The organism is Streptomyces sp. MS06, assembly GCF_047200655.1.
GTDB lineage: Bacteria > Actinomycetota > Actinomycetes > Streptomycetales > Streptomycetaceae > Streptomyces.
Genome location: NZ_JBJZOJ010000116.1, coordinates 1 through 7,273, shown reverse-complemented (window position 1 = coordinate 7,273; position 7,273 = coordinate 1). Strand labels below are relative to the sequence as shown.

At 72.0% G+C, this 7,273-nt stretch carries 5 protein-coding genes; all 5 read left to right on the top strand.

The window, feature by feature from the left end; genetic code table 11:
- On the top strand, nt 1-2,137 hold a 2,137-nt coding region (locus ACL02U_RS32485; RefSeq protein WP_412794603.1), incomplete at its 5' end, for a type I polyketide synthase.
- Between the two features lie 263 nt (nt 2,138-2,400).
- Nucleotides 2,401-3,312 carry a proline iminopeptidase-family hydrolase gene (locus ACL02U_RS32480; RefSeq protein WP_412794602.1) on the top strand — a complete coding sequence of 304 codons (912 nt, stop codon included), beginning with the start codon at nt 2,401-2,403 and terminating at the stop codon, nt 3,310-3,312.
- Between the two features lie 244 nt (nt 3,313-3,556).
- Nucleotides 3,557-4,882: a KamA family radical SAM protein gene (locus ACL02U_RS32475; RefSeq protein ID WP_412794601.1), complete on the top strand. Its 1,326-nt coding sequence runs from the start codon at nt 3,557-3,559 to the stop codon at nt 4,880-4,882.
- A 28-nt stretch (nt 4,883-4,910) separates the two neighbouring features.
- On the top strand, nt 4,911-6,167 hold the full coding sequence (locus ACL02U_RS32470) for a pyridoxal phosphate-dependent aminotransferase (protein ID WP_412794600.1): 1,257 nt from the start codon (nt 4,911-4,913) through the stop codon (nt 6,165-6,167).
- A gap of 53 nt (nt 6,168-6,220) precedes the next feature.
- Nucleotides 6,221-7,177 (top strand): ACP S-malonyltransferase, encoded by a 957-nt coding sequence (locus ACL02U_RS32465; RefSeq protein ID WP_412794599.1) that lies wholly within the window; start codon nt 6,221-6,223, stop codon nt 7,175-7,177.
- The last annotated feature ends 96 nt before the right edge of the window (nt 7,178-7,273 follow it).

The window sequence follows — 7,273 nt, the reverse complement described above, 5'->3', positions numbered from 1 at the left end:
CCTGCTGGCCCGGGGCGCCGACGGGCCGGAGGGATCCGGTGACGGCAGGCTCCTGCCCTTCACCTGGTCCGGTGTGGAGCTGTACGCGACCGGTGCCTCGGCCGTGCGGGTGCGGCTGTCGACGGCGGGGGAGAACGCGGTGTCGCTGACTCTCACCGATCCGGCCGGGCGGCCGGTCGCCGAGGTGCGGTCGCTGCTCTCGCGTCCCGTCACCGACGAGCAGTTGGGTGGTGGGCAGCCCGCTGTCCACGATTCGCTCTTCCGGCTCGACTGGGTGCCCGTTCCCGTTCCGTCTCCGGCGGCCACCACCGCGCTCCGCGCCGTGCAGTGGGCGGACGCGGTCCACGTCGCGGACGACGGAACGCTGCCCGAGCTGCCCGACGTCGTGGTGCTGCGGTGCGACACACCGGTCGCCGTGGGCGCGGAAGAGGTCGGTGAGACTACCCGGAACGTCCTCGAGGTGCTCCAGGCGTGGACGGGTGGCGAGCGGTTCACGTCGTCGTCCGCGACCCTGGCCGTGGTCACCCGGGGCGCGGTATCGGCCGACGGCGAGGAGGTCACGGATCTGGCCGGCGCTGCCGTGTGGGGCCTGGCACGATCCGCCCAACTCGCCCACCCCGGAAGGGTCGTGCTCGTCGACCTGGACCCGGGGACGGCGGCGGACGGAGCGGCGGTCCCCGCGACGCTGCTGGCCGAGATCACGGCCTCCGGGGAACCCCAGGTGGCCGTGCGGGGTGAGACGCTCCGGGCGGCACGCCTGGTCCGGGTGCAGGCAGAGGAGGACCCCGCCCCGGCCACCCGCTTCGACGCGGAGGGCCCGGTGCTGGTCACCGGCGCGGGCGGCATGCTCGGACGGCTGTTCTCCCGGCATCTGGTGACCCGGTACGGCGTGCGGGAGCTGCTGCTGACCAGCCGGCGTGGCCCGGACGCGCCCGAACTCGCGGAACTGGCGGACGAACTGCGGATCCTGGGCGCCGAGGTCGAGGTGGCCGCCTGCGACATGGCCGACCGCGCGTCCGTGGCGGCTCTGCTCCGGGGGCGCCGCCTGTCGGCGGTCGTGCACCTGGCGGGCGTCCTCGACGATGCCGCGCTGGCCTCCCTGACGCCGGAGCGCATGGAAGCCGTACTGCGGCCCAAGGCCTATGCGGCACTGAACCTCCACGAGCTGACCGCCGGCATGGACCTCTCGGCGTTCGTGACGTTCTCGTCGGCCGCGGGCACCCTCGGCAACGCCGGTCAGGGCAACTACGCGGCGGCGAACGCCTTCCTGGACGCCCTCGCCCAGCACCGCCGGGCCCACGGTCTGGCAGCGCAGTCCCTCGCCTGGGGTCTGTGGGAGAGCGACTCCGGCATGGCCGGCGAACTGGCGGAGGCCGACCGCCGGCGCATGAGCCGCGTCGGTATCGGCGCCCTGACCCCGGAGCAGGGGCTCGCCCTGTTCGACGCGGCCGTGGGCCTCGGCAACGCGGCGCTGGTGCCGATTGCGCTGGACACCGCGGTCCTCGCCCGTGCGGGCGAGGACCTGCCCCAGGTCTACCGCGGTCTGGTACGCGGAGTCGTGCGTCGGGCGGCCGCGGCCGGTACGGGGGCACGGGCGGACGCGCCGGCGGCGCTGCGGACGCGGCTGGCCTCCCTGCCGCCCCAGGAGCGTACGGCCGTCCTGCTGGACGTGGTGTGCGGGCAGGCCGCGATCGTCCTCGGACACGAGACCGGCAGGGAGGTGGAGCCCGACCGGGCCTTCAAGGACCTCGGGTTCGACTCGCTGACCGCGGTGGAGTTCCGCAACCAGGTCAACGCGGCCACCGGACTGCGCCTGCCGGCCACACTGGTCTTCGACTTCCCCAACGCCCGGGTGCTCGCGGAGCGCCTGCACGAGGAACTGTTCCCGGTGACGGACGAGGACTCCGCCGTCGAGGAGCAGGTGCGGCGTGTCCTGCAGGCGATTCCGCTCAGCAGGCTGCGCGAGTCCGGTCTGATGCAGGCTCTGCTCGACCTCGGGGGCGAGCAGGGCGGCCCGGCCGCCGATCCGGAGGCTCAGGGGCATGGCGAGGACACCGCGGAGGCCATCGACGGGATGGACACCGAGTCCCTCATCACCATGGCCCTCGACGGACTTGCCGCCGACGACCGCTCCTGACCCGCAGAAGGCGTGAAGTGCCAGGTCAGGCTGTTGCCGTGGAGGGGGTGAGGGCGACCGGGCGGGGTACCCCGCCGGCCCCGGACGCCTCCGCCCCCGCTCGGGTAGGGGTGGAGGCGTCCCCATGACAGGCCGCCCCGAGCCGACGGGCCGCCCCGAGCCGACGGGCCGCCCCGCTCAGCAGGCTCGCCCCACCCCCTTCCCGTGTCACCCCCCTTTCCTGTTCCTCGACCCACCCGTCCCGACCCCTGGAAGTGGCAGACATGCATGTGGCACCCAGCGCCAAGGGCACCGCGCCCTTCGGCGAGCACCGGACCTGGTTCCGCGTCACCGGCGACCTTCGTTCCGGCCGGCCGCCCCTCGTGGCAGTGCACGGTGGTCCGGGCAGCACCCACGACTACCTGCTGAGCCTCACCGCGCTGGTCGAGGACGGATGGCCGGTCGTGCACTACGACCAGATCGGCAACGGCGGCTCCACCCACCTGCCGGACCGCGGAGCCGACTTCTGGACCGTGGACCTCTTCCTCGACGAACTCGACAACCTGCTGCACCACCTCGACATCGCCGACGACTACGTGCTGTTGGGCCAGTCGTGGGGCGGCATGCTCGCCGTCCGGCACGCCGCCCGGCAGCCGGCGGGACTGCGCGGCCTGGTGGTCGCCAACGCGCCGGCGTCGTACCCGCTGTGGCTGCAGGAGATGAAGGTGCTGCGCGACCTGCTGCCGCCCGGCGTCAACGACACGCTGCTTCGTCACGAGGCCGCCGGTACGACCGACAGCGACGAGTACTTCCAGGCCATGCGGGTGTTCTACGAGCGGCACGTGTGCCGGGTCACGCCCTGGCCGCGGGACTTCATGGCCTCGTTCATGGAGGTCTACAACGACCCGACGGTGTACTACACCATGAACGGCCCCAACGAGTTCCACGTCATCGGATCCCTGCGCAACTGGTCGGTGGTCGAGAACTGCCCGGACGTACGGGTGCCCACCCTGGTGATCACCGGAGAGCACGACGAGGCCACGCCGGTGACCCAGAGCCCGTTCGTCGAACACATCCCCCGGGTGCGCTGGGAGGTCGTCCCGGACTCCAGCCACATGCCTCATCTGGAGGCGCCGGAGCGCTTCATGGAAGTGCTGCGTGCTTACCTGGCCGAGCTGGACGGATCTGCCTCCTGACTCACCCCTGCCCCTTCCGGAAAAGCGAGGTTAAGGGCAGGGCAGGGGGGGGTCTAGGGGTTCCGGAGGAAATTTATGATCTACCGTTGATGTCAGCTCCGGGAAACTCCAGCGCATAGTCGGAGAATGCCTGGGGCGTCTTCCCTGATCGAATCGCGGAGAGAATGAGATTTCCGTCGGTTCGAACTCCGTGCAGATATTCCGTCAGATTGTCCGTGGTGCACGAGACCGGAGGAAATATCGAATGTCCCAGCTGACTCTCAGCTCATTCGAGACAGCGCGTTTCCGTGCCCACGGGCCACGCCAGATCGACGAGATCGTCAAGCGTTACGGCCTGTCGGCGGACGTCCGTGAGACCGTGCGCGTGGTGTCCGAAGTGCTGCCGTTCCGGGTGAACGGGTACGTGCTGTCGCAGCTCATCGACTGGGACAACATCCCTCACGACCCGATGTTCCAGCTGGTCTTCCCGCAGCGGGGCATGCTCGCGGCCGAGGACGAGAGCGCGGTGGCGCGGGCCCTGGAGAGCGGATCCCGGCCGGAGCTGAGGGCGACCGTCGCGGAGATCCGCGCGCGGCTCAACCCGCACCCCTCGGGCCAGCGCGAGCTCAACGTCCCCAGCGACGAAGGGCTCGCCCTGCCGGGCATGCAGCACAAGTACCGCGAGACCGTGCTCTACTTCCCCGGGCACGGCCAGACCTGCCACAGCTACTGCACGTACTGCTTCCGGTGGGCCCAGTTCGTCGGCGACGCCGACCTGCGGTTCGCCGCCTCCAGCCCGGACCAGCTCATCGGCTACCTGTGCAAGCACCCCGAGGTCAGCGACGTCCTCGTCACCGGCGGGGACCCGATGGTGATGACGACGGATCGGCTCCGTTCGCACCTGGAACCCCTGCTCGCCGTCGAGAGCGTGCGCACCATCCGCATCGGCACCAAGTCGGTCGCCTACTGGCCGCACCGCTTCGTCACCGACCAGGACGCGGACGACGTGCTGTCCCTGTTCGAGAAGGTCGTGGACTCCGGTCGCAACCTGGCCGTGATGGCGCACTTCAGCCACCCGCGGGAGCTGGAGACGGACCTCGCCCGCCGGGCGGTGGCCCGCATCCGCGCCTCCGGTGCCCTCGTGTACTGCCAGGCGCCGCTGATCGCCCACGTCAACGACGACGCCCGGGTGTGGAACGAGCTGTGGTGCGCCGAACTGGCCGCCGGCGCCGTCCCCTACTACATGTTCGTCGAACGCGACACGGGCCCCCACGACTACTTCAAGGTCTCCCTGGCCGACGCGGTGACGATCTTCCAGGACGCCTACCGCGCCCTGCCGGGGCTGGCCCGCACCGTGCGCGGTCCGGTGATGTCCGCGACCCCCGGCAAGGTGGCCGTGGACGGTGTGGCCGACACCCCGCAGGGCCGGCAGTTCCAGCTGCGCATGCTCCAGGCGCGCGACCCCCGGCTGGTCGGCCGGTCCTTCCGCGCCCGCTACTCGCCCGACGCCGCCTGGATCGACGCCCTCGAACTGGACCCCGGGACCCCGTCCGACCTCGCGGCCGCGGTCAAGAGCGCCCGCGCGGCCTGACGGCGGCGCGATCCGAAAGGAGACGGCCATGTCCGGCCGGAACGTATCGCCCAACCTCGCGCTCAACCAGCTCGTGGCCGAGCGCAACGCCGCGGGGGAGTCCCTCGTGCACCTCGGCTTCGGCGAGGCGCGGCTGCCCGCGTTCGCCCCCCTGCTCGACCGGCTGGCGGCGGGAGCCCGGCGCAACGCCTACGGTCCCGTCGCCGGCGGCAGGGAAGTCCGTGAGGCGGTGGCCGGATACTTCTCCCGCCGGCGCATGCCCACCGAGGCCGATCAGGTCGTCGTGGCGCCCGGCAGCAAGCCGCTGCTGATGGCCCTGCACATGACCGTCCCCGGCGACGTGCTGCTGCCGCGGCCCTGCTGGAACACCTACGCCCCCCAGGCCCGGTACATGGGCAAGCAGGCCATCGGCGTGCCGATACCCGACGTGTGCGGCGGCGTTCCCGAGCCGGCCGCGCTGCGGGAGGCCGTGCAGGCCGCCCGCGTCCTCGGCCACGACCCCCGGATCGTCGTGCTCACCCTGCCCGACAATCCGACGGGCACCCTCGCTCCGCCGTCCCTGGTGCGGGAGATCTGCGCCATCGCGGAGGAGGAGGACCTGCTCATCGTCTCGGACGAGATCTACCGGGACGTCGTCCACGACCCCGCGACGCCGGTGCTGAGCCCGGCCGAGGTGGCACCGCGGCGCACCGTCGTCACCACGGGGCTGAGCAAGAGCCTCGCCCTGGGCGGCTGGCGCATCGGTGCGGCCCGCTTCCCCGACGGGGCCTGGGGCCGCCGTATCCGCGACGGCGTCGTCTCCGCCGCGAGCGAGGTCTGGTCGACGCTGGCCGGCCCCATGCAGGAGGTCGCCGCCTACGCGTTCGCCGAGCCGCCCGAGATCCGGGAGCGGCTGGCCGCGACCGCCCGGCTGCACGGCGTGGTGGCCCGCGAGGTGCACCGCGTCCTCGTCGCGAACGGCGCCCTGTGCCGCCCGCCGACCGGCGCCTTCTACGTCTACCCCGACTTCGAGCCGCTGCGCGGCGAACTCGCCGCACTCGGCGTCACCGACTCGATGTCCCTGCACCAGCACCTGCTGGACGAGTACGGCGTGGTCGTCCTGGCCGGCCATCACCTCGGCGACGTCGAAGGGGCCCTGCGGTTCAAGGCCGCCACCAGCATGCTCTACGGCGAGACGGCCGCGGAGCAGGAGGAGTCCCTCGCCGCGGCCGACCCGCTGAGCCTGCCGCACGTGCGGAACGTGATGACCCGTCTGGAAGAGACCTTCACCAAGCTCGTCCCGTGATCCGCCGGCCCGCGCCCACCGCCCGGCCGTCTACGAGGAGAGAAGCAGGACAGATGACAACGCAGCCCCAGGGCCAGACCGGCAGCGCACTAGTCTTCCCCGGCATGGCGCCCACCCGTTTCCCCGACGTGGCGAAGTTCATGCTGATCAACCCGCATGCGCGGCGCCTGCTGAAGACCGCCGACGAAGTGCTCGGCTACCCGCTGTTCGAGCGCTACCGCGAATCCGACGGCGACTACACCGAGTACGCCCAGGTCGCCTTCTTCGTCAACTGCGTCGCGCTGGCCCACTGGGGCGCGGACGAGTACGGCATACGCCCCGACGCCGTCGCCGGTCCCAGCTTCGGCAGCAAGGCCGCCGCGGTCTTCTCCGGCGTGCTGAGCTTCGCCGACGCCGTACGGATGACCGCGCAGATGGCACGTTGCGAGAACGACTGGTTCTCCCGGGAGTACCGGGACGCGGTGACGCTCTCCTTCACCCGGACCCCGCGCGAGAAGCTCGACGAAGTGCTGGCCGAACTGGATGCGCGCGGCGAGTGGTACGACATCTCCTGCCACATCGACGAGGACTTCTACATGGTGTCCCTCGACGGCGACAGCGCTGAGTGGATGGAGAAGAGGCTGCGCTCCCTGGGCGGCATGCCCCTGTACACCATGCGGCCGCCGATGCACTGCCGTGCCTTCGGCGCCCTGCGGGACCGCGTCGACGAGGAGGTGCTCAGCGGGCTCCGGTTCGCCGACCCGGTCCTGCCCGTCGTCGCCGACCAGGACGGCGCGCTGCTCACCACCGGCGAGCAGGTGCGCGGGATGCTGCTCGACGGCTATGTGCTGCCGGTGCGCTGGCCGGACGTCGTGGCGACGCTGCGGGACCGGCTCGGTGTCGGGCGGATCCATGTGTGCGGCCCGGACAGCCTGTTCGGCAGGGTGGGCATCACGACCCGCTCCTTCGACGTCGTCCAGGCCAACCCCAGAACGGCCATGCTCCCGCGCCGGGCTGTCGTTGCTGCCTGAAGCGGGCGGTGGCGGCAGCCCGGTGCGGGAGCCGGTGGCGGGGGGGGGGGGGGGGGGGGGGGGGGGGGGGGGGGGGGGGGGGGGGGGGGGGGGGGG

Bases quoted from the DNA above. Each gene is read 5' to 3' on its own strand.
- ACL02U_RS32480 (WP_412794602.1), top strand. From the start codon at position 2,401: ATGCATGTGGCACCCAGCGCCAAGGGCACCGCGCCCTTCGGCGAGCAC.
- ACL02U_RS32475 (WP_412794601.1), top strand. From the start codon at position 3,557: ATGTCCCAGCTGACTCTCAGCTCATTCGAGACAGCGCGTTTCCGTGCC.
- ACL02U_RS32470 (WP_412794600.1), top strand. From the start codon at position 4,911: ATGTCCGGCCGGAACGTATCGCCCAACCTCGCGCTCAACCAGCTCGTG.
- ACL02U_RS32465 (WP_412794599.1), top strand. From the start codon at position 6,221: ATGACAACGCAGCCCCAGGGCCAGACCGGCAGCGCACTAGTCTTCCCC.